Annotated in this window: 26 protein-coding genes, 1 tRNA gene and 3 pseudogenes; 4 read left to right on the forward strand and 26 right to left on the reverse strand. The window is 41.4% G+C overall.

From position 1 onward, the window contains the following. Positions 1 to 129: 129 nt before the first annotated feature. Complete coding sequence (locus tag DWX73_RS10175) at positions 130 to 1,008, reverse strand: metallophosphoesterase (protein WP_118348679.1); 879 nt, start codon at positions 1,006 to 1,008, stop codon at positions 130 to 132. Between the two features lie 56 nt (positions 1,009 to 1,064). After that, entirely contained in the window at positions 1,065 to 2,309 is a 1,245-nt protein-coding gene (locus tag DWX73_RS10180; protein ID WP_118348680.1) for a D-alanyl-D-alanine carboxypeptidase family protein, read from the reverse strand. 257 nt (positions 2,310 to 2,566) lie between these two features. Between DWX73_RS10180 and DWX73_RS10185 the strand changes: the two genes are divergently transcribed. Then, the gene (locus tag DWX73_RS10185) at positions 2,567 to 2,890 is read left to right on the forward strand and encodes a helix-turn-helix domain-containing protein (protein ID WP_158556850.1); all 324 of its coding nucleotides are present in this window, start codon (positions 2,567 to 2,569) and stop codon (positions 2,888 to 2,890) included. Positions 2,891 to 3,020: 130 nt separating this feature from the next. Here DWX73_RS10185 and DWX73_RS10190 read toward each other — a convergent pair whose 3' ends face one another. The 21 genes and pseudogenes from DWX73_RS10190 to DWX73_RS10285 form a co-directional block, all read right to left on the reverse strand. Then, on the reverse strand, positions 3,021 to 4,274 hold the full coding sequence (locus DWX73_RS10190; protein ID WP_118348682.1) for an aminopeptidase P family protein: 1,254 nt from the start codon (positions 4,272 to 4,274) through the stop codon (positions 3,021 to 3,023). Between the two features lie 45 nt (positions 4,275 to 4,319). Continuing rightward, entirely contained in the window at positions 4,320 to 5,003 is a 684-nt protein-coding gene (locus DWX73_RS10195; protein ID WP_118348683.1) for a hypothetical protein, read from the reverse strand. Positions 5,004 to 5,248: 245 nt separating this feature from the next. Further along, positions 5,249 to 6,448: a coenzyme F420-0:L-glutamate ligase gene (locus DWX73_RS10200; protein WP_118348684.1), complete on the reverse strand. Its 1,200-nt coding sequence runs from the start codon at positions 6,446 to 6,448 to the stop codon at positions 5,249 to 5,251. A gap of 212 nt (positions 6,449 to 6,660) precedes the next feature. After that, a tRNA-Thr gene (locus tag DWX73_RS10205) sits at positions 6,661 to 6,733 on the reverse strand. Positions 6,734 to 6,906: 173 nt separating this feature from the next. Next, a complete protein-coding gene (locus DWX73_RS10210; RefSeq protein WP_118348685.1) occupies positions 6,907 to 8,115 on the reverse strand; it encodes a MalY/PatB family protein in 1,209 nt (402 codons plus the stop codon). Positions 8,116 to 8,158: 43 nt separating this feature from the next. Next, positions 8,159 to 9,082 carry a mechanosensitive ion channel family protein gene (locus DWX73_RS10215; RefSeq protein ID WP_118348686.1) on the reverse strand — a complete coding sequence of 308 codons (924 nt, stop codon included), beginning with the start codon at positions 9,080 to 9,082 and terminating at the stop codon, positions 8,159 to 8,161. Continuing rightward, the gene (gene pgeF / locus DWX73_RS10220; RefSeq protein WP_118348687.1) at positions 9,057 to 9,941 is read right to left on the reverse strand and encodes a peptidoglycan editing factor PgeF; all 885 of its coding nucleotides are present in this window, start codon (positions 9,939 to 9,941) and stop codon (positions 9,057 to 9,059) included. The genes DWX73_RS10215 and pgeF overlap by 26 nt, the downstream gene beginning before the upstream one ends. A gap of 20 nt (positions 9,942 to 9,961) precedes the next feature. Then, positions 9,962 to 10,327 (reverse strand): YraN family protein, encoded by a 366-nt coding sequence (locus DWX73_RS10225; protein ID WP_118348688.1) that lies wholly within the window; start codon positions 10,325 to 10,327, stop codon positions 9,962 to 9,964. Positions 10,328 to 10,382: 55 nt separating this feature from the next. After that, positions 10,383 to 11,156: a ribonuclease HII gene (locus tag DWX73_RS10230; protein WP_118348689.1), complete on the reverse strand. Its 774-nt coding sequence runs from the start codon at positions 11,154 to 11,156 to the stop codon at positions 10,383 to 10,385. Further along, on the reverse strand, positions 11,149 to 11,679 hold the full coding sequence (gene lepB, locus DWX73_RS10235) for a signal peptidase I (protein WP_442871992.1): 531 nt from the start codon (positions 11,677 to 11,679) through the stop codon (positions 11,149 to 11,151). Before lepB (DWX73_RS10235) ends, DWX73_RS10230 begins: the two co-directional genes overlap by 8 nt. Before the next feature lie 104 nt (positions 11,680 to 11,783). Continuing rightward, positions 11,784 to 12,635, reverse strand: coding sequence for a ribosome biogenesis GTPase YlqF (ylqF, locus tag DWX73_RS10240; protein ID WP_118348691.1), 852 nt, complete (start codon positions 12,633 to 12,635; stop codon positions 11,784 to 11,786). Between the two features lie 26 nt (positions 12,636 to 12,661). Then, positions 12,662 to 13,246: a signal peptidase I gene (lepB, locus tag DWX73_RS10245; protein WP_242996829.1), complete on the reverse strand. Its 585-nt coding sequence runs from the start codon at positions 13,244 to 13,246 to the stop codon at positions 12,662 to 12,664. A 72-nt stretch (positions 13,247 to 13,318) separates the two neighbouring features. Next, on the reverse strand, positions 13,319 to 13,666 hold the full coding sequence (rplS, locus tag DWX73_RS10250) for a 50S ribosomal protein L19 (RefSeq protein WP_118348693.1): 348 nt from the start codon (positions 13,664 to 13,666) through the stop codon (positions 13,319 to 13,321). A 139-nt stretch (positions 13,667 to 13,805) separates the two neighbouring features. Further along, entirely contained in the window at positions 13,806 to 14,603 is a 798-nt protein-coding gene (gene trmD, locus DWX73_RS10255) for a tRNA (guanosine(37)-N1)-methyltransferase TrmD (RefSeq protein ID WP_118348694.1), read from the reverse strand. Positions 14,604 to 14,636: 33 nt separating this feature from the next. After that, positions 14,637 to 15,146, reverse strand: coding sequence for a ribosome maturation factor RimM (rimM, locus tag DWX73_RS10260; RefSeq protein ID WP_118348695.1), 510 nt, complete (start codon positions 15,144 to 15,146; stop codon positions 14,637 to 14,639). 73 nt (positions 15,147 to 15,219) lie between these two features. After that, on the reverse strand, positions 15,220 to 15,450 hold the full coding sequence (locus tag DWX73_RS10265; protein ID WP_118348696.1) for a KH domain-containing protein: 231 nt from the start codon (positions 15,448 to 15,450) through the stop codon (positions 15,220 to 15,222). A gap of 27 nt (positions 15,451 to 15,477) precedes the next feature. Next, a pseudogene (gene rpsP, locus DWX73_RS15580) lies at positions 15,478 to 15,724 on the reverse strand (30S ribosomal protein S16). 60 nt (positions 15,725 to 15,784) lie between these two features. Next, positions 15,785 to 16,309 carry a hypothetical protein gene (locus DWX73_RS15775; protein ID WP_442871993.1) on the reverse strand — a complete coding sequence of 175 codons (525 nt, stop codon included), beginning with the start codon at positions 16,307 to 16,309 and terminating at the stop codon, positions 15,785 to 15,787. Continuing rightward, positions 16,304 to 17,133: pseudogene (locus tag DWX73_RS15780) on the reverse strand (signal recognition particle protein); the annotation flags it as partial. The pseudogene DWX73_RS15780 and the gene DWX73_RS15775, both read right to left, overlap by 6 nt. Position 17,134: 1 nt before the next feature. Continuing rightward, the gene (gene ylxM / locus DWX73_RS10280) at positions 17,135 to 17,479 is read right to left on the reverse strand and encodes a YlxM family DNA-binding protein (protein ID WP_118348697.1); all 345 of its coding nucleotides are present in this window, start codon (positions 17,477 to 17,479) and stop codon (positions 17,135 to 17,137) included. A gap of 95 nt (positions 17,480 to 17,574) precedes the next feature. Next, on the reverse strand, positions 17,575 to 18,486 hold the full coding sequence (locus tag DWX73_RS10285) for a S8 family peptidase (RefSeq protein ID WP_118348702.1): 912 nt from the start codon (positions 18,484 to 18,486) through the stop codon (positions 17,575 to 17,577). Between the two features lie 175 nt (positions 18,487 to 18,661). On the opposite strand from DWX73_RS10285, the gene DWX73_RS10290 reads away from it, so the two are divergent. Continuing rightward, a complete protein-coding gene (locus DWX73_RS10290) occupies positions 18,662 to 18,925 on the forward strand; it encodes a chorion class high-cysteine HCB protein 13 (RefSeq protein ID WP_118348698.1) in 264 nt (87 codons plus the stop codon). Between the two features lie 56 nt (positions 18,926 to 18,981). Here the strand turns inward: DWX73_RS10290 and DWX73_RS14325 are convergent, their stop codons facing one another. Next, positions 18,982 to 19,110: a hypothetical protein gene (locus DWX73_RS14325; RefSeq protein WP_278321099.1), complete on the reverse strand. Its 129-nt coding sequence runs from the start codon at positions 19,108 to 19,110 to the stop codon at positions 18,982 to 18,984. 95 nt (positions 19,111 to 19,205) lie between these two features. On the opposite strand from DWX73_RS14325, the gene DWX73_RS10295 reads away from it, so the two are divergent. Beyond that, a complete protein-coding gene (locus tag DWX73_RS10295) occupies positions 19,206 to 19,751 on the forward strand; it encodes a hypothetical protein (RefSeq protein ID WP_118348699.1) in 546 nt (181 codons plus the stop codon). Continuing rightward, entirely contained in the window at positions 19,711 to 19,995 is a 285-nt protein-coding gene (locus tag DWX73_RS10300; RefSeq protein WP_118348700.1) for a hypothetical protein, read from the forward strand. The genes DWX73_RS10295 and DWX73_RS10300 overlap by 41 nt, the downstream gene beginning before the upstream one ends. 107 nt (positions 19,996 to 20,102) lie before the next feature. On the opposite strand, the gene DWX73_RS10305 is transcribed toward DWX73_RS10300, so the two are convergent. Then, positions 20,103 to 20,978: a patatin-like phospholipase family protein gene (locus tag DWX73_RS10305; RefSeq protein ID WP_118348701.1), complete on the reverse strand. Its 876-nt coding sequence runs from the start codon at positions 20,976 to 20,978 to the stop codon at positions 20,103 to 20,105. 157 nt (positions 20,979 to 21,135) lie between these two features. Next, positions 21,136 to 21,375 (reverse strand): annotated as a pseudogene (locus DWX73_RS13555) (hypothetical protein); the annotation flags it as partial.

Below are 21,375 nucleotides of genomic sequence, written 5' to 3' on the forward strand. Positions count from 1 at the left end.
AAATCTGAAAAATACATTTTCATTTGCAACATAAAAATCACCACTTTTCTTTTAGTATACAAGAAAAGTGATGATTTTTGTATTAACTATTTTTTATGCGGTTGCCCTGTTCCTGCTATTTTCCTACTGTCAGGATATACTGTTGAAATGAATCACGATTACTTCCGCCGGATTGCAGAAACGGATATTAACTGTATGGGTGCCAAGTCCTTTGCTGACAATCATCACCCGATTCCCTTCTTTTGAATATTCACCGGAATATTTGGGGAAAAATTTTGCCTGCGGAGTAATCAGACCGCCAATAAATGGAAGCCTGATAATCCCGCCATGCAAATGTCCGGACAACGTCAGATCCGCTCCCCAGCTTCGATAGGAAACCTCCATTGCCGGATTGTGCGCCAGCAGAATCTCATATCTGTCATTCGATACAGATCCAAACCGTTCCCGCAGAATCTCTTCTACATCTGTCGGATTCGCGAACTTCTGATAACCTTCCATTGGCGCCTCAAATCCACTCACACAGAATTGACATCCGTCAAATGTTATACAAGCCGACTCATTTTCAAGGAAGTGGACTCCGGAAGCTGCAAGCAGCTCCCGGTAACGCATATAGGCATCTCCGTAAATCTCAGGGTGCTCCTTCATTCGCTGTTCATGATTCCCATTAGCATAATAAACCGGAGCAATCTCCGGAAGCTGCCGGATAAGAGAAACAGCCGCATCAAAAGGAATATCCTTTTTCCCAATCAACATATCTCCGCCAATCAGTATGAAATCCGGCTGGCTTTGACGAATTGCCTCGATAAGCGACCGGTTATCTCTTCCATATACTTTATTATGGAGATCACTCAGAAATACTGCCCGGTATTCTCTCGTCAATCCTTTTAATTTTTCTCCGCTCACCGTATAATCTGTCACTCGAAATATCTTCAATTCTCTTTTACTTTCCAAGAAAAATAAAGCAATTCCGATTCCAAGTACCACGATTCCAATTAACAGTATATTCATCTTCTTCCTCTCTTCTAAAACAGCATATTTTGAACCATTCTCAACACGCTTTGTTTTTACACAGTAAATGTCTGACGGAGTGTCTGCAGCAGCGCTTTTTTATACGTCAGTTTCCCAACGGCAGTTCTGGCTTTTATCGGAATCCTTCCGACCTCTGTTTCATTCAGCACATATACAAGCTCTCCGATGGTTTCTCCTTTTTTCACAGGCGCTTTCATTTTCTTTTTTAACGTTACCTTTTTTTCCATTTCTGCCGGATTGCGTCCATTTGTATCCGTATAAGCAAATTGCTCCGTTACCTCACCGGAAACTTTATCCTGAACGCCTCCTATCACTTTTACTTCTGCTTTTTTTGTCAGACCTTCTTTATCTTCATATCTTGTGCAGATACCAAAACCATAATTCAAAAGTGCAACAGAATCTTTTACCCTTGTTTTTGCATCCGGACAAGCCATTACAACACTGATAAGTTCTACCCCATCCTTGCGCGCTGTTGCTGAAAGACAAAAACCGGCATCATTTGTAGATCCTGTTTTCAGTCCTGTGGCATATTTGTACTGACGAATCAGTTTATTTGTGTTTGCAAGACCGAATTCAGAACTTCCTTTTTTCGTCGTATGTGTAATCGTATCCATCCAGATTGTAGAATATTTTTCAATTTCCGGATATTTTGTAACCAGTTCTCTTGACATAATTCCGATGTCCTTTGCTGTCGTCACATGTCCCTCTGCATCTAACCCATTACAGTTCTGAAATGTTGTACGCTCCATTCCAAGACCTTTTGCCCGCTCATTCATCTGTGCCACAAAGGCCTCCTCACTTCCACTGATATGTTCTGCCATAGCCACACAGGCGTCATTTGCACTGGCGACAGAAATACATTTAATCATAGTGTCTGCCGTCTGAGTTTCTCCCGGTTCCAGAAACACCTGGGAACCTCCCATGGAAGCCGCATATTCTGATGTTGTAATCGAATCTTCCATATGTAGTTTCCCGCTGTCAAGCGCATCAAAAATCAAAAGAAGTGTCATAATCTTCGTCACACTTGCCGGAGCCAGTTGTTCCTGACTGTTCTTTTCAAATAAAATCTGCCCTCCGTCAGCTTCCATCAAAAACGCCGAGCGCGCTTCCGGTTCCGGTCCCGTCACCAATTGTTCCTCTGCTTCTTCCCCGGTCCTTTCCTGCGTCTTCTCCTGTGTTTCTTCACACAGAAAAGTGTTTTCCGGCAATGCAGCATAAAGCGTCTGCGTCTTTCCAAATAGAAGTACGATGCTAATCAGCCATCCCAATATTCTTTTCATAAAACAGCCCTTTCCTATTTCATCTAGTAACAGTATAAGCGCTGGAATATGAAAATATGATTTCCGACGACAATCTTCACTGCTTTCATTTTCTCCATTGCTTTCTTCCCATATTATAGTTGAAACAGAATCTCATCACAAGCGCAATTTCTATTACTCTTTTGCGCTATATTTATATGATACTTTTTAACATCTGTATGAATATTTTTACATTCCATAAAATAGAATCATGCAAATATCTAACAGGAGATTTTGTTATGAAAGATACAGAAATTATTCAACATATAGAAGAATTACGCAAAGAGCGCAATTGGACACTTTACAAACTGTCCAAAGAATCAGATATTCCTTATTCAACACTAAACAATCTGCTTCGGCGCACAAATATTCCTTCCATTCCGACACTGCAGAAAATCTGCAACGGATTTGGTATTTCTCTTGCTGATTTCTTTTCAGACAAGACCAATCGTCGTCAGTTAAACGAGCAGCAACTTGCACTTTTAAAAGATTATGAGCAGTTAAACGCAGAAGAAAAGCGTCTCGTTACTGCTTATATCAGCGGACTGCTGCGACGCCCTTAATCACTAAAAACAATAGTTTCACTTATACCAGATACTTCTGAGGATTGTAAAAAGAGAAGAACATCCACACTGTTGAATGATCTTCTCTTTATTTACTGTTCTGTATTTCAAAATATTTTTATCTGAACTTCTATTTTCTCATAAAGTTCTCAATGTCTTCCACCGTTTTTAAGATATTAGAAGAAAGATCGATCGCACCGTCTTCTGTGATCAGAATATCATTTTCAATTCTTACACCAATGGATTCTTCTTCAATATACAGCCCCGGCTCTACTGTAATTACCATACCCGGACGAAGTACATGCTCTTTTGCTGTATCAAGGTCATGTGTATCAAGACCAAGTCCGTGGCTGACGCCATGATAATAATAGTCTCCCACACCTTTTCCCTCTTTTCGAAGTCCAAGCTCATCAAGCTTACTTTCGTAAAACTCTACTACCATTTGATTCAGCTCTGCATATGTCAGTCCCGGTCTTGCCCCTGCAATTACGAGATCCTGAGCTTCGAGAACGGTATTGTAGATTTCTTTCTGACGCTCTGTAAATTTACCATTGACCGGAAATGTTCTGGAAATATCTGCACAATAATGCTCATTCGCGCTTCCCAGATCGATCAGGACCAGTTCCCCGTCTTTTACTTCCTGATTATTATCCTGATAATGAAGTGTTGTTGCCCTCACACCGCCGGCAACGATACTTGGAAATGCATGTTCCTTAACGCCTTGTTTCATCAGCGCAAAATCAAACGCACCTTCCAGTTCACACTCATTCACACCCGGATAAGCATGCTTCATCATTGCTTCAATCGCGTATCTCGTTGTTTCCTGCGCACGTTTCATCTTGTCGATTTCAATATCAGATTTTACACAACGCATTGCTGCCAATGCTCCTACAATATCGTCAATCTGAACATACGGATATTCTTTTTGAAGCTTGGCTGCAAACTTATGTGCCTCTGTATCTGCCTGTCCTTCTTTATATCTCCAAAGATCAAGATGTACATGGATCTTACCTGTACCACGGGATGCATCCAGCCATCCGTTCATCTTTTCATAGAAACTGTCCATGTACCGGATATTCTGAACACCACTGATCTCCATTGCTTCACTGCTGCGCATTCGTCCGCCTACCCATTTTGCCAGGTATTCATCATACGGTTCAATATATAATTCTTCGGTTGTCTTGCCCGCATAATCTTTTTTCAATACAAGAACCATATTCTCTCTTTCGATTCCTGTCAAATAATAGAAATTACGGTCTACAGAAAATGGATAGGACTCATCAAGAGAACGCATTGGCGCCTTTCCCGAAAAAATAAGTATCATTGCCGGTCCTTCAATCTGTCCTAACAAAGTCTCTCTGCGGCTTCTAAAAATCTCCTGCATCTGTCTTACCTCCTTGTATTCGCTCTTTCTCTACTATAGCACGAATCATCTTCCCATACAACTAATATTGGGAGAATAAAAAATGATGATATCAATCTGTCCCCCATCTTCTTTCCAATCCAAATGCACTCCATAATCTCCCGCAAAAAACAGCTTTGCTCCAGAAACAAATGGATACACCATCTTTTCCTTCCGGCTGCACAAAACAAATTCTGTCTCGCCCTTTTTAATCTGATCCAGACACGATTTACAAAGCTTATCCTTTGCCTCTTTAAAAATACCGCTGCTCTCATTTAGGTACATTGTAACTTCGCACAGATCCTTTTCTCTCAGCGAAAGGAGCTTTACTGTTGTTTCTTTTTCTCTTGGAAAATGCAGTTCGCGGCGCCCCTTTTTTCTATCATTCATACTATTATTCGGATTTCCCACCAAAAGATCAATACAAGCACCTGTATTCACATTGCATAAAAACAGCGGTCCGTATTCTTCTGACTGTTTTTCTGTTCTTTCCTCTTCTTCTCTACCATCTCCAAACACAGAAGCAGTTTCACTGCACAAAATACACTCTTTCTGTGTTACGATACGATCTGGTTCTTCCCAATTAGTTTCTGCCTCTAAATTCTTCCATTGTTTCTTTTGCTCCTCAGCTTCTTCTCGCTCCTCCAGCGCAAGAAACAAGAATATTCCCAATATTAATATTTCTGCTGCGACAAAAATGGCTTTCTTCATAACACTTCCCTTTCCTGAACAGATAATAGCCAATCTTTAGATATTCTTGGGATATCTGTTCCTTACAAGAGAGTATAACATATAATACAACTCCATAGTAGTTTTTATAATTATTTTGCGTTATATTTTTACTTCTGAAAAGAGTTGCAATGCTTGTTTCTTATTCTTATGAGAAAACCTTCTACCAGATATAAAAAAATGCGGAGTGAGATCATAAAATCCCATTCCGCATTTTTACTTGCATATTATTTTGTATAATTATCAAAGTATCCCTGAATATAGATAATCGGTGTTCCTTTGTCTCCGCTTCCGGAAGTCAGGTCAGCCAGAGATCCAATCAAGTCTGTCAAACGTCTCGGTGTTGTTCCCTGTGTTTCCATAGAACCTACCAGACTTTTTGCTTTCTCATCTTTTTCCTGAATATAATTTTTAATCGCATCCTGAAGCGCTTCTCCGGACAGATCTGCAAAATTATTATCCGCAAGATATTTTAATTTTACTTCATTCGGAGTTCCTTCCAGACCTTTTGTATAAGCAGGAGATACGACCGGATCGGCCAGTTCCCAGATTTTTCCAACCGGATCTTTAAATGCGCCATCGCCGTATACCATAACTTCAACGCACTTTCCTGTCTTCTCGAGAAGCTGTTTCTGAATACTCTCTACAACTTCTTCACAGTGGATCGGGAATAATTTCACGGTTTCTTCTGTTGCTTTATTAGAGCCAAGAAGTCCGTACTTATCATTATATCCGCTTCCGTTCATGCTTTCTGTCATAATCTCATCCAGACCATAAACTTTCTCAGCGCCATTTGCAAGCAGAATACGTTTCGTACGTTTGCGTGTATGAATATCACAAGTCAGCACGCTCTTTGTGTAGTTTAGAATCACTTTTGGATTGTTAGCAAAAATTACTTCCACCTCTGCTCCGGCTTCCTGAATCAGATTTTTGTAATAATCTACATAATCTACACCTGTAAATACATGTTTTTCATAGCCAAAGTACTCGCGATATTTCTCCTCTGTCAGAACGTCGCTCCACGGATTCACGCCGGCTTCATCCATTTTATCAAGATCAATCAGGTGGTTTCCAACCTCATCAGAAGGATAACTGAGCATCAGAACAATCTTCTTACATCCTTTTGCAATACCGCGAAGACAGATTGCAAAACGGTTACGGCTCAGAATCGGGAAGATTACTCCAACGGTATCATCTCCAAATTTTGCTTTTACATCCTGAGCAATATCATCTACATGTGCATAGTTTCCCTGTGCTCTTGCCACAACAGCTTCTGTCACAGCCACAACATCTCTGTCACGGATCTCAAATTTTTCTGACTCTGCTGCCTTTAAAACTGAATCCACAACAATATCTGCCAAACAATCTCCTTCACGAATAATCGGCGCCCGCACTCCACGTGACACTGTTCCCACCATTCTATCCATAGTTTTTTCCTCCAATGTAAAGACTTTTACTTTATCAAAACGATACTATTATAACAAGCAGAGGACTTTTTTTCAACCATATCCAGAGGAGTTTTCCGGATTTTATGCCAATTTTTTAATTTTCCTCTCTGCAAATAGCATATCATTTCCAAAAACACCGTCATCTCAAAAGCAAAAACAGCTTAAAACAATTGTTCTAAGCTGTTGTCCAAAGCTGGAAATCGGACTTGAACCGACGACCCCTTCATTACGAGTGAAGTGCTCTACCGACTGAGCTATTCCAGCACATAGCACATAATCTCTTTCAAAACTCTTGTGTTTTTCCACGAATAATAGTATAGTTGAGGTTTTTCACAAAGTCAAGAGTTTTTTAGAATTAAATAAAAGAGTTTTGACTTCCCCAAACAGACTGCCTCTTTTTTCTGTATGTTTGGGGAAGCTTTCATTACATTTGCATACTATTCTGCGTGAAACACATATTGTTCCAATCGATGGAATGCTTCCTGCACTCTTGAGAATGGAAGCGCCAAATTCATCCGGATTGCATATTCACCGTGAAATGGTCTGCCATCCTGCCAGCCGACACCGACGCGATGCCCTGCTTTCAAAAGTTCTCCTACATCTGTGTTATGTTCATGACACCACTGACTGCAGTCAAGAAAGAGCATATACGTTCCCTGCGGTTTAAATAATTCCACTCCCTGAAAATGCTCTTTAATGAAATCACAGGCATAATTCACATTTTGAGAAAGGACTTCTCTCAGTTCATCTACCCACTCCATTCCTTCTTCACAATATGCCCCGATCAGCGCATGCATGGAAAGCACATTCATAGAATTATAATGGGATTTACTGCTGCATGCTCTCACGCGATCTCTTAAATACGGATTATAAATAATGTGATAACTTCCAATCAATCCCGCCAGATTAAATGTCTTACTCGGAGCATAAAGTGCAATGACTCTGTTTCTTGCATCTTCATTAACAGACTGCAGCGGAATATGATGATTGCCATTCAAAATAATATCTGACCAGATTTCATCACAGATAACAACACAATCATTTGCGCGGTAAACCTCCAACGCTTTCTCAAGCTCTTCGCGTTCCCATACTCGTCCGGTCGGATTATGTGGATTACAAAATACTGCGATATGAATCTGATTTTCTTTTATCTTTCTGTCCATATCCTCGTAATCCATGCGCCACACGCCTGCTTCATCCTGTTTCAGCGAACTGGATATAATTTTATACCCTGCATTTGTAATACTTCCTGTAAAACCAATATATGTTGGACTATGTACAAGAACACTGTCCCCTGGTGCTGCAAATGCATGAAGTGTGGATACCAACCCGCCGAGTACTCCATTTTCATAACCAATACATTCTTTCGTCAGTCCCATTACATGATTACGGCTCTCCTGCCATTGAATAATCGCCTGATAATATTCTTCTCTTAGGAAAAAATATCCAAAGGTTGGGTGCTGCACCCTTTCTGTAATAGCTTTCTGAACAGTCGGAACCGTTGCAAAATTCATATCTGCAACCCACATCGGGATAAAATCAAATCCCTCATCCGGTGTTTCATAGGCTGGAAGCACTCCAACTGCGTCCACTGCCATTGCATCTTTCCCCCGCCGATCAATCACTGATGTAAAATCATACTTCATAGCTGCATCCTTCTTTCTTTAAATATTGTGAATGAATATGTGATTAGCTTTCACATTCTTTCATATGCACTTTCATCTGCGGATATGGAATCTCAATTCCTTCTCTGTCAAAAGTTAATTTAATCTCTTCCAACAACTTCCATCTTACCGGCCAGTAATCATCCGTCTTAACCCATGCACGAATTCCGATCTGCACAGAAGAATCTGCAAGATCGTCTACATAGATCAATACTTCATCTTCTTTCAGAATCTTCTCTTCCCGATCCAGAATCTCAGCCAGAATTTTTTTTGCCTTTCTAAGATCCGAATCATACGAAATTCCTACTTTGATTTCTAACCGTCTCACTTCCTTTGCCGTTACATTTGTCAGACTCGTATTGGCAAGTGTCCCATTTGGAATAATAATTGTTTTATTATCTACCGTTGACAACTTTGTATAAAAAATCTGAATCTCTTTTACCGTTCCTTCATTTTTATGGTTGTCTTCAATAATATAATCTCCCACCACAAATGGTTTCAACAGCAGGATCAGTACGCCTCCTGCAAAATTAGACAAACTGCCCTGTACTGCCAGACCAATTGCCACACCTCCGGAAGCAATCAACGCTGCAATAGAGGATGATTCCACCCCAAATTTTGTCACAATGGAAAATAGCAGAATCGCATACAAAAAGAACTTCAGCAATGAATCTACAAACTGTTCCACCCCTTTATCTGCATTGGAACGCTCAAAAGATTTCCGGACAATTTTCCGAATCCATGTAATGATTTTCCTTCCAATAAAGAAAAACACAATGGCAAGAACTACCTTTAATCCAAATGTAATCAGATCCGGAATGTGATCATTCAGATATTTTTGAAAATTCATCGTTTCTTCCACAACACCTTGTGTCACTTCTGCTACAGCTTCTTTCGCGGCAGAATTATCAATGATGTCGCCATTATTCGTTAATAATATCCCTTTCATCCATGTCCTCCTTGATTGCCAGAAAAGCTCCGAGATTACCTCGACGCCCCTGTGATGCGCGATGGGAAAACAGTAATTCACTGTTGCAGCATGTACAAACATTCGTAATCGCCATATGTTCCGGCCGGATTCCCGCTTCTATAAACACTGCTTCGTTGGCTTTCCAAAGATTTAATTGATATTTCCCATTAGATTTGCGGTAAAACAGATCACTCCACAATTCTTCCCGGAAATTTTCCCGAAACTGTCTGATTACATCTTCGCTCACTTCATAACAGCTTTGACAAATAGATGGTCCTACTGCTGCCAGAATGTCTTTGGGATCCGATCCATAACATTCTCTCATCTTTTCTACAGTAATCTTACCAATCTTGCCAACAGTTCCACGCCATCCGGAATGGGATAGTCCAATAGCTCTCTTTACCGGATCCACAAAATAAAGCGGAACACAATCCGCATAAAATGTGGCAAGGCATACCCCCGGTTCATTCGTCACAAGACCATCCACATCTTCAAATATATTTTCTCTTACAATTCCATTCCCACAGTCTTTTTTCGTTACTTCCCGCACATTTGTTGTATGTGTCTGTTTCGATAGCACCATCTGCTCCGTCTTTACTCCAATTGCATTTCCGATTCGGCGAAAATTCTCCCTCACAGCTCCTTCATCATCCCCTCGGGTAAAGCTTAAATTCATCGTGCCAAACATTCCTTCACTGACGCCGCCTACTCTGGTAGAAAAGCCGTGCCGTACCATTTTTGTCTGTTCTAACAACGGATAAGTAAGAAAAAGGACTCCATCCTTCTCCCGCTCTTCCAATACATATGCCCCTGTGTGATATTTTAATTTTCGTTCCATTGTCCTTCCCCTTTTCGGTATTAAGCGTGATACATAAACGCATTTTCCAGATGTATAATATTCTCCCCCAGAATTCCAATGACATCAAATCGACATGCCTGTCCTGTTTCATATCCATGACACAACAAATAATAAGCCGCACTTCTGCAAATGCGTTTTTGCTTTGCAGCAGTTACTGCCTCCAACGGATGCCCCGCCGCATTCCGGCATCGGTATTTCACTTCACAAAATACCAGCACTCCGTCTTTCAATGCAATAATATCAATCTCACCGCTGCGGCATCGGAAATTATATGCAAGAATCTGATACCCTTTATTCTCCAGATAGTTTCCGGCAACCTTCTCATATGTATCTCCAATTCGTCTCTTTTTCTCCGACGCTGTCATCGTTTTCTTATTTTTTAATTCTATAAGTGTGTTCTCTTTCCTTTGGATTTCTTTTCTACACAAAGTTTTTAATAAACGACGCCCGGTGAATCGGTGTTGGTCCAAGCTCTTTCAGTGCCCGAATATGTTCCTTTGAACCATATCCTTTATTATCCGCAAATCCATAACCCGGAAGCACCTTTTCATACTCTTCCATTAGCCTGTCCCTTGTTACTTTAGCAACGATACTGGCTGCTGCAATCGAAATACTCTTAGCATCTCCTTTGATGATCGGCACTTGCGGGATCTCTATCTGCGGAATTGTAACCGCATCATTCAAAAGCAACTGCGGTTTGACAGATAATTGACTGACTGCTTCACGCATTGCCTCATAAGTTGCCTGCAAAATGTTAATCTCATCAATTCTTGCAGGAGATGCCATGCCGATTCCAACCGCCACCGCTTCTTTCATAATGATCTCATATAATTCTTCCCGCTTCCCGGCAGACAGCTTTTTCGAATCATTGATATACAAAATGTGGCAGTCCTTTGGAAGAATGACCGCCCCTGCCACGACCGGACCTGCCAACGGACCGCGTCCGACTTCATCAATTCCGCAGATCCATCCAACATGCTCATATTGACGCTCATAGCATTTCATTGCCTCCGTGCGTTCTTCTTCTGCCAAAAGTTTTTCTTCTTCGCGAAGATACCTGTGAAGCAAGTTCTTTACACCGCTTCTTTCATCCGATGCGTATAGCATCTGAAGCTTTTTCCGCTCTGTTCTGTCAGCAATTTCGAATTCTTTTTTGATCTCCGCAATACTCTTAGTTCCGGCTTTTTTACTCATGACGTATTACTCCTATCTGATCCAATGGCCAGATGCGTACCCATGCGCGTCCGATCAGCTCATCTCTGTGAAGCACTCCCACATTGGGATCTCTGCTGTCTGAGCTGTGATTCCGGTTGTCTCCAAGCACAAAATACTCATCTTCCCCAAGAGTAATCGGCTCTGACGCAATTCCGGCATCTTCCATCACTTCCGCACCATAGATTTCATCTTTGCGCAGTTCACCATTAATATACACATAACCATTCATAACCTGTACCGTCTCACCCGGAAGACCTATAATCCTCTTAATATAAAAAGTGTCCTCCTGATAGCGGTACGGAAACACAATAATATCATAGCGCTTCGGATCTGTAAATCGATATGAAATTTTATCCACGATCAGATTGTCCCCATCATGCAATGTCGGCTGCATAGACGGACCGCTGATGTAAGTTCTCTGACCAACATAAGTATTGATCAAAAATGTCAGGCCGATCAGTATCACAAAAAATACAACCCAGTCCAGCACTTCTTTTAGAATTCCACGTCTGTCTCTTCGGTTATTCTCTTCCTGATTCTCCACGTTTGCCAATTTCTTCACCTGCTTTTCTTCCCACTATTTCTGCTTTACAAATCACTTTCAGTTTACTCATAATCTTCCGGAAATTCAAGTGTAATCTTGCCAAGACGACCGTTACGGAAATCATCCACTACCATCATAGCTGCTTTTGCCGTATCCAGTTCACTTCCGCGCAGCAGACAATGTTTGCTTTCGGCAATCCGGCTCAGACAGGCATACACATCCGATGTTTCTTCCATATCATATTTTTCTGACAGTGTCCCCTGATAGTGCTCCGTCATAAACCGGATTATCTCACCTGCCAGCTCTTCTGTATTTAAAATTTCATCCTTAATGGAACCAATCATCGCAAGCTTTAGCCCAACAGACTGGTCTTCAAATTTCGGCCACAAAATTCCCGGTGTATCTAACAGTTCCACGTTTTTATTCAGACGGATCCACTGTTTTCCCTTTGTCACGCCAGGTTTATTTCCGGTCTTAGCGCAGGCTTTTCCTGCAAGTGCATTGATGAATGTGGATTTTCCCACATTCGGAATCCCAACAACCATTGCGCGTACCGGACGATTTAAGATTCCTCTTTTGCGGTCACGTTCGATTTTTTCCCGGCAAGCCTCCTGGATAACACCTTGGATAGATTTGATGCCGCCGCCCTTTTTCGAATTGACTTTTACCACAGAATAGCCTTTTCCTTTAAAATATTCTGCCCAGAGTTCATTTTGCCGATCCTCTGCCAGATCTGATTTATTCAAAAGAATCAGCCTTGCTTTCTGTTTGCCAAGTTCATCAATGTCAGGATTCCTGCTGCTCATAGGAATTCTGGCATCTACAAGCTCAATGACCAGATCAATTAATTTTATATTTTCCTGCATCATACGTTTTGCTTTTGTCATATGACCAGGATACCACTGAAAATGCATTTTTGTCTCCTCCGTTTCTTTTTGCGTTATTTACTTTTTATAAATCCAAAATGTTCTTTCGGACCGATAATAAACCAGGCACGTCCTTCCAGATACTCTTTTTTAACAAAACCGATGTCTGCATTGCGACTGTCCTCACTGCTCAGGCGATTATCTCCCAGTACAAAATATTCATTCTTCCCAAGGGTTACTTCTTCTGCTGCAATCCCGGCATCCTCCAATGCTGTTGTCTCATAGGATTCAGAAAGCTTTTCTCCGTTGATCAGAATTTCTCCGTCCAATATCTGAATCCGCTCCCCCGGCAGCCCAATCACACGCTTAATATAATCATGGGAATTTTCATTTCCATTTGGCTTGAAAACAACAATCTCGCCGCGCTTTGGATTCTTTGCATCATAAATAATTCTATTTACCAGTACAATATCACCATTATGTAATATCGGCTTCATAGAATCTCCCACTGTACTGATCCGCTGACCAAAATACCACACGAGTACAAATGCAAACAGACATACAACAAATATCTGAAACGCCCACACCGATGCCGTCTTAAAATCCCGAACAAAGCGCCGGCGCCTTTTCCTGATTTTTTCTAATGATAATTCCCTCATAGGTATTTTCCTCTTCATATGACCAAAAAAGGACAAGTACCCATTCGTATTTGTCCTTTTTTAACGCTGTTATTATTTTACTAATTCTTTTACTTTTGCTCTCTTACCAACGCGTCCTCTTAAGTAGTTCAGTTTTGCTCTTCTGACTTTACCTCTTCTGATTACTTCTACTTTTTCAACGTTTGGAGAGTGTAACGGCCAAGTCTTTTCTACACCGATTCCGTTAGAGTTCTTTCTAACTGTGAATGTAGCTCTTGTGCTTCCACCCTGTTTCTTAAGAACTGTACCTTCGAAAACCTGAATTCTTTCGCGGTTTCCCTCTTTGATCTTAGCGTATACTTTTACAGTATCACCTACGTTAAATGCCGGTACTTCAGCTTTTAACTGTTCAGCTTCAATGCTTCTAATAATATCGTTCATTGTGCGACCTCCTTATTATTTGGACGTTCTTAATACATGATTTGTATCAGAGGACCATCTCTATCTTCTCACAACATGAGTATACTACCATAGTTTCATCTGATTTGCAAGAACTTTTCTACAGTTTTCTGCATCTTTCTTACTCTTCTGAAAGTTTTTCCAGAAATTCCTGTTCTTTTTTCGTAAGCACTGCCTTTTCTAACAGATCCGGTCTGCGCTCTTTCGTCCGAAGAATAGACTGCTCTCTTCTCCATGCTTCGATATTTTTATGATGTCCGGAAAGCAGTACCGGCGGAACCTGTTTCCCATGCCAGACTTCCGGCCTGGAATATTGTGGATACTCCAAAAGATTATCCTGAAAGCTTTCAAACTCTGCCGATACATCGTTGTGCAGCACCCCTGGAACAAGGCGCGAAATCGCATCGATCATTACCATTGCCGGCAATTCCCCGCCCGTCAGCACATAATCTCCAATTGAAACATAATCTGTCACAATCTCTTCCAGTACCCGCTCATCGATTCCTTCATAATGCCCACATAAAAGCACAAGATCTTCTTCCTTTGCCAGGTCTTCTGCCATTTTCTGTGAAAATGTATCTCCCTGTGGAGAAAGATACACTACTCGCAGTTTTTTTTGCTCTCTTTTCATACTGCCTGTCGGCTGCTCTTCCTGCTCTGCGCTGTTTTCACATCTTCTTGTGTTAATTTTCTCTTCCACCGCCTGATATGCCAGATAAACCGGTTCTGCCTGCATCAGCATCCCTGCTCCTCCGCCATATGGATAATCATCAACACTGTGATGCTTATTAAACGCATAATCACGAATATTTACCGCTTCAATTGACAGCAGCCCTTTTGCCTTTGCCCGTCCGATGATGCTTGTCTCAAGTCCATTCATAACCATATCCGGAAATAGTGTTAATATATGAAAGTTCATTTGTCTTCCTGCCTTTTTATCTATTTTTCTAAATTAGGAAAGCAAACCATCCATCAAATGGATTGTCATTTTCATCGCTTCCACATCCACATCCAGAATGCACTCTTTGATTGCCGGAAGCAAAACTTCTTTTCCATCTTCCATCTCTACAATATACACATCATTTGCCCCGGTTTCCATCACATCTTTTAGTACCCCAAATGTTGCACCATCTTCCGTATTTACCTGCATGCCAATGATGTCTGCAATATAATATTCATCTTCCTCAAGTGCTACTGCATCTTCGCGATTTACAAGAAGGCTCTTTCCTTTATACTTTTCAATATCATTAATGTTATCAATTCCTTTAAATTTCACGATAACAAACTGTTTAAAAAACTTCACTCCCTGGATCTCCAACGGAATCTGCTCCCGTCCTGTATCTAATGTAACCTTTTTCAACAGTTTAAATCTGGCCGGATCATCCGTTGTCGGAAATACTTTGACCTCGCCCCGGATTCCATGTGTAGAGGAAATCACCCCTACCTGCAGCATTTTTTCCATAATCTCTCCTTATATCTGACTGACAAAAAAGGACATCTCAAAACGATTCTGTTTTGAGACATCCCTTCTATATCTATTGAAGGATGTCTACGACAACCTTCTGATCATCTTTTGCAGCTGCTGCTTTCACAACTGAACGGATTGCTTTTGCAATACGTCCCTGCTTACCGATAACCTTACCCATATCTCCGTCAGCAACATGCAGTTCAATCACTGTTGTTTTGCCTTCAGTTTTTTCAGTAACCTGTACACTGGCAGGATCGTCTACCAATGCTTTTGCGATTACTTCTACTAATTCTTTCATGTCGCCTTACCTCCGTGAAGCACTGAATTATTTTTCAATACCAGCTGCTTTAAAGATTTTGCCGACTACCTCTGTTGGCTGAGCGCCATTGTTTAACCATTTTTTTAGCTGCTTCTTCATTTACTTTGAATTCGCTTGGGTTCTTTGTTGGATCGTAAGTTCCGATTTCTTCGATGAATCTACCATCTCTCGGAGCTCTTCCGTCAGCAACAACGATTCTATAGAAAGGAGCTTTTTTCTGTCCCATTCTTTTTAATCTGATTTTTACTGCCATTGTTTTCACCTCCCTGAAAATGCTATCTATGACCAAGTATGTGGATTCACATCTAAGTCCTTAAAAAGGTAATTTGAATTTCCCCTTTTTACTAAATTTACCACCCATCATGCCCGGAAGCTGTTTCATCATCTTTCTTGATTGCTCAAACTGCTTCACCATGCGGTTCACATCTGCAATATTAACTCCTGCACCCTGTGCAATACGATGTTTTCTTGATGGATTCAATATTTCCGGATTCCGTCTTTCTTTCGGTGTCATGGAAAGAATCATGGCTTCCAGCTGAGCCATCTTCTTCTGACCTTCCTCTGAATCAATCTGATTTAACTGACTTGCATTCAGTCCCGGCATCATGCCAAGAATACTGGAAAGACCGCCCATCTTCTTCATCTGCTTCATGCTCTCGAGATAATCATCGAAATCAAACTGAGCCTTCTTGATCTTCTGAGACATTTCTTTTGCTTTGTCTTCATCAATCTCTGCGCCAACTTTCTCAATCAATGTCAGCACATCACCCATACCAAGGATTCTCGATGCCATTCTGTCCGGATAAAACTGTTCCAGATCCGAAAGCTTCTCTCCCATACCGACATACAGAATCGGCTGCCCGGTTACAGCTCTAATGGAAAGCGCTGCACCGCCTCTCGTATCGCCATCAAGCTTTGTCAAAATTACGCCGTCAAGTCCAATCTTCTCATTGAAGCTCTGAGCTACATTAACTGCATCCTGACCAGTCATAGCATCTACAACGAGAATTGTCTGATGAACTTCAACGCTCTCTTTGATCTCCTGAGCTCTGCCATCATATCCTCATCTACATGAAGACGTCCGGCTGTATCAAGGATCACAAGATTATTACCATTCTTTGCTGCGTGTTCCAACGCAGCCTTTGCAATATTGGCCGGCTTATGGTTCTCACCCATACTAAAGACTTCCACGCCCTGCTTCTCGCCATTGATCTGAAGCTGTTTGATTGCTGCCGGTCGATATACATCACAGGCAACAAGAAGCGGTTTCTTGCCTTTCAGCTTAAACTTTCCAGCGAGCTTTGCCGTCGTTGTCGTCTTACCTGCTCCCTGAAGACCAGCCATCATAATTACCGTAGTTGCTTTTCCCGGCTGAAGCGCAATCTCCGTTGTCTCTGAGCCCATCAGCTTGACCATCTCTTCATTTACAATCTTGATGACCATCTGTCCCGGATTCAGTCCGTTCATCACGTCCTGTCCGACTGCACGTTCCTGTACATCCTTTACAAACTTCTTAACAACCTTGAAGTTTACATCCGCCTCGAGCAGAGCCATTTTCACTTCACGAAGCGCTGTCTTTACATCATCCTCTGTAAGCCGTCCTTTGCTTCTTAAATTTTTAAATACATTTTGAAGTTTCTCAGTTAAGCTGTCAAATGCCATTCTATAACTCCTCTATAATCTCTGCGGAAATCTCGCGGATTCCATTCAGAACCTGCTGTGTGTTCACTGCATCACATGACTCCAAAAGACGGTCAATCTGACCGATCTTCTCCCGTATGGAAAGAAACTTCTCGACAAGATGAAGCTTCTCTTCATAACCTTCCAGCGTCTTGTTGCAGCGTTTGATCAGATCATGTACGCCCTGTCTGCTGATTCCCTCTGCTTCTGCGATCTCGCCAAGTGAAAGGTCATCCAGCACAAACTGTTCATAGATTTCTTTCTGATGTTCTGTTAAAAGTTCTCCATAGAAGTCATATAACAATGTCTGTTCCAGGATTTCGTTCATTTCTCATCACCTCTGGTATCATATAACAAAAAAGCACAGGTGTCAAGTGTTTTTTCTTGACACCTGTAAATTTTTTATTTGTCCACTTTCGCTTTCTATTGTAACAGTTCCTTTATCTGCACCAGCCCCCATCCTTGCTGGTTTCCCGGAAGCCCCAAATCTTTGCAGCTTTCTCTGAATTTCAATTTTATTTCCACATTGGTCATTTGTGGGTATTTCGATAAAAGCAAGGCAGCTGCTCCAGATACGATCGGCGTTGCCATCGATGTTCCGCTCTTTTCTATATATGGTTGTGCTCCCCATTTTCGAAAGCCTGCATTGCAGGAACAGATATTTGCCCCTGGTGCAACCAGTTCCGGCTTCAGAACACATTCTTCCGTCGGACCTCTTCCGGAATAATTACAACATAATTTCCCATGTATTTCTGCTCCGCTCTCATCATCAGAAGCTCCTACAGTAATAATTTTCTTACAGCACCCCGGCGCCGTCACTGTTCCGCAATGTGGTCCATAATTCCCTGCCGCTGCCACAACAACAATCCCCGCATCCCAAAGTGTCTCCACCGCTTCCAGAAGCCGTTTCTTGGAGCGCTTATCACTTCCCGGCTGTGACCCGACAGAAATATTTACAATACGGATCTGATAAATATCTTTAAACCGCAGAATCCATCGGATTCCCCTAATGACCGCATCTACTGTGCCGTGCCCGCGACGGTCAAGTACTTTCAAAACAATGAATCTGCAGCCCGGCGCAATGCCGCAGAGCTTCCCTCCTGACATTCGTCCATCTCCTCCAATAATTCCACATACATGGGTACCGTGACCACAATCATCATACGCACCTACTCTTCCCGCTGTCATATCCTGAAAGCTCAAAATCCTCCCTTCAAAATCCGGGTGGAAAGCGATCCCACTATCCAACACCGCTACCGTAATTTTACTGCCAAGACATCTCCCGGAAGCCGTATCTTCACACCAGTAATGAATCCGTTCTTTTACTCTCTGCATAAAAAATCCCTTTTCTATTATCATATGGAAAAAGAATTTTTTGCCCCCTTCTCCGTCTGCACGAAGCTTTCCGGTCTCACAAAATTATTTTTATAAATTTTATATTTTAAGGAAACATGGGCAAGCCATCCTTCATAAGATAAAGTGTAAACAAACAAAACATGGAGGTTCTTTTATGAGCGATTTAACTGCAACAAACTGTGGATGTGGATGCGAAGGAACAACAACAAACAACAGCTGCAACATTATCTGGACATTACTTCTTCTTTCCTGCTTATGCGGCAACGGCGGCGGATGCGGCGGTTGGGGAAATGGCTGCGGTAATGGATGCGGCAACGGATTTGGAAATGACAGCTGCACATGGATTATTTTACTTCTCTTATTCTGTGGCAACGGATTCGGATGCGGCAATAACTGCGGCAATGGATGCGGATGCTAACAAACATTTCCAAAGAATCATCTCTAACGGGGGGCTGCTTCAGCAGCTCCCTTCTTTTATGACTTTCTGTATTTTTCTGTCTCGTTCTTTTTCTTTTCCTCTTTTTCTTTCAATTTTTTTGTCAGCATACAATCCTCATCGATTTCATACACTGCATTTCCGTCAATGATTAATTTACGTTTCATGCGATAACTCCTCTTCTTTTTTATTATAATATGAGGATTTCATATTTTCGCTTTCTTATACATATATATGGATATTGTAAGACAGAGGAGGTACTATGGAACAGAAAAAAACAATCCCAATGACACCTTTTGACAGTTTAATTTCCAGTGAACAGCTTCAGATGATGAAATTAATGCTTCCATATATGCCGCCAGGAACACAGAAGTTTTTTGCTTTCTACATCAAATTTTTAGAGCTCCGGCATACGATGCAGTTTTTTCAAAATTTTCACACAGATTACATTGATCTTGGGCTATCCAAAAGTCCGCCTTCCCCTTTTGATCTGTTTCGTGATATTCAGCCTTATATGAATCCAAAAGATTCCGAATCACTGTCACAGCTTCTTCATTTAATGGAAATGTTAAAAACAATGCAGGCAATGTCAGACACTCAGACTCCGGACAGCTCTCCGCTCTCCATGATGATGGGAATGCTTTCCCCGGAACAACAATCTGCTTTTGCTGCTTACAGTGATCTTTTCTCTAATCTGGAAGCGCAGGAAGAAACAAATACCTCCCCGTCCGAACCACCTACTTCACCTTCGAAAGGAGATCCAAAAAATGAATCAGAACGCATGGATGAAACACCAGGCACTTGCTAATATGGATCCGCTCAAACTTGAACTCATTCGCACAGCAGCCGCACAAACATCCGGAAAAAGCGGAAAAGATCTTGCTCCAATCCTTCTTGCCCTGATTACCAGTGCACAGAAAAAGGGAATCCGTTTTTCTCAGGAAGAGATTTCTCTTATTTTAGATTTACTAAAAGAAGGGAAAACAGAAAAGGAACAGCAACAGATTGACCAGACAGTTCAAACTGCGAAACAGCTTCTGAACCGTCATTAAAACTTTTCAACAGTCTTCTGCAAAAATAATTACAGGACAGGAATTTCACATCTGTTTTTGAATTCCTGTCCTGTATGATTTACCGGTTGTTCTACAATAATTTCCTTTTATTCTGCTTTCGTATGTCCCAGGAATTCCAGCAACGCCCCATAACGCTCCTTCATCTGCTCATATCCCTGTTCATAAAATGCCTGCAGTTTTTCCATATCTTTCTCAAGTCGCCCAACCGTTGGACCTTCCGGACGAATGACAAAAATCTTTCCTTCCGCCTCAAGACGGTCAAGTCTTTCTGCCATTCGGTTATATTCCCGGTAGCGATTCAAAATTGTCTCCACAAGCTTTGGATATTTTTTCTGATATGCTCTCCGATAAATTCTTGCCTGTGCTACACTGACCGGTTTCTTTCGATAGCCGGCAGGTCTTGTCAGAACAACAATCATCTTCTTATTTCCATACTCAACTGCACGCTTCAGCGGTACAGAAGAAGCCAGCCCTCCATCTAAATACGGCTCATCATCAATCCGTACAATTGGCGCTAACAGAGGAATACTGCTGGAAGCCCGACAGATTTTCATAAGCCGTTCTTTATCTCCGTGATTTTCCGTCAAAAATTCTGCCTTTCCTGTCTCACAATTTGTCACAACAAGTTCGCACTGTATCTCTGATTGAAAAAATGTATCAAAGTCAAACGGAAAATCTTCTAATGGAAACCGGTGAAAAATCTTCTCCATATCAAGAAGCGTATGCTCTTTTACAACTGTTTTAATTCCTGCATAATATCTGTATTTTCTTTCGGTCTGCATCATACACTCTTTTGTTCGTCCAGCCTGCCCTGAAACAAAGTCAAGAGCGTTGCATGCCCCTGCTGAAACTCCGATTACATGGGACGGCACAAAATTCTGTTCTGTCAGATAATCCAGCACTCCTGCTGTGAATACTCCTCGCTTTGCTCCGCCTTCCAATACCAGTGTTGCTTTTTCCATGAAAACTCCTCCCATGTTCTTTTTATTCTCTTATTATATACCCTTTTTCCCATCCTTCAACCAAAAAAACATGAAATTTTTAAAACCCTTCTGCAAAAACCCCAGGGCAACCGCATAAAATATCCATTTAGAGAACTATTTCCCTAGATGGATATTTTTAAATATTTTCTACAATTTTCTCAAAAATCAATTCCTGCACATATTCTAAATGATATGTATATAACATACTCATCTTTTTATAGGTCATTTTTTTCTTCTTGTCAAATCGTTTATCCAATTTCATAAGATTATAACAGATCTTTCGGATCAGTGACAGATTTTGCATCGCTTTTTCTGCTTTGATTTTACATGCATCCTCTCGAAAATGAACATCCAACACCCAATGAAGATTGTTTTC

The organism is Coprococcus sp. AF21-14LB (genome assembly GCF_003458885.1).
In the GTDB taxonomy this organism is placed as follows: domain Bacteria; phylum Bacillota; class Clostridia; order Lachnospirales; family Lachnospiraceae; genus UBA9414.